Annotated in this window: 1 protein-coding gene; it reads right to left on the reverse strand. The window is 66.1% G+C overall.

What is annotated here, in order from left to right; genetic code table 11:
- Positions 1 to 23: 23 nt before the first annotated feature.
- Positions 24 to 1,118, reverse strand: a complete 1,095-nt coding sequence (locus ABGB05_RS36885) for an IS630 family transposase (protein WP_347658669.1) — start codon at positions 1,116 to 1,118, stop codon at positions 24 to 26.
- Positions 1,119 to 1,157: the final 39 nt, after the last annotated feature.

Consider the following 1,157-nt stretch of genomic DNA (forward strand, 5'->3'; position numbering starts at 1 on the left):
TAGTGTCGCGTAATTGAGATCGTTTACTTGTCGTTGTTGGTGAGGAGTTTGCGGACCTCGGTGTGGACCCAGCGGACCTTGGCCAGGATCTCGCTGGGGGTCGCGGTCCAGACGAACGGTTTCGCGTTGGTGTTCCACGCGGTGACGTAGTCGTTGATCGCCCTGGTCAGTCGGGTGACGGAGGTGAAGGTGCCGCGTCGGATCGCCTGCCGGGTGATGATCCCGAACCAGATCTCGATCATGTTCAACCACGATGAGCCGGTGGGGGTGAAGTGGAAGACGATCCGGGGGTTGGCGGCGAGCCAGGCTTTCACCTCGTCGGTGGCGTGGGTGGACAGGTTGTCCACGACCACGTGCAGTTCGCGGTCGGGGTAGGCGGCGGCGACCGTTTTCATGAAGGTCAGGAACTCGCTGCCGCGTCGTTTCGGGAAGCATCGGGCGGTGACCTGGCCGGTCGCGGCATCGAGAGCGGCGAACAGGTTCGTGGTGCCGTGCCGGACGTAGTCGTGGGTGCGTTTCTCGGTGCGGTCGAAGTCGATCGGCAGCAGCGGCTGGCTCCGGTCGAGAGCTTGGACCTGCGTCTTCTCATCGACGCAGAGGACGACCGCCCCGTCGGGCGGGTTCAGGTACAGACCGACGATGTCGACGACCTTGTCAGCGAACGCCGGATCCCTGGAGAGCTTGAACGTGCCGGACCGATGCGGCTGGAGCCCGTGCTGGCGCCACAGATCGGCGATGAAGTTGTGCGACACCGTGATGTTCTCGTGTCTGGCCAGGTAGTTCGCCATCTCCCGGCTCGACCAGTGCGTCAGACCGGTCACCGCCGGTGGCGCCATCCGGCTCAGGGCGAGGATCCGCGCCCGCACCCGTCCGGGAACCTCCGCAGGCTTACCCGGCCGGGGCCGATCGGCAAGACCCGCCACGCCATGGGCGTGATACCGGCGTACCCAGGTGTTCACCGTCGGACGCGACACCCCGGCCAGGACCGCGACCTCCTCCGCGCTACGGCCCTCGTCGCGCCACAACACCATCCGCGCCCGCCCCGCCACCACCGCGTCCACCCGCCGGTCACCGACCAGACTGGACAGTTCAGCCCGCTGCTGCTGCGTCAACCCCACGAGCCAGAGTCAATCACCACGAAGTAACACCAAGCCACG

Source organism: Plantactinospora sp. B5E13 (assembly GCF_039871775.1).
GTDB lineage: Bacteria > Actinomycetota > Actinomycetes > Mycobacteriales > Micromonosporaceae > Plantactinospora.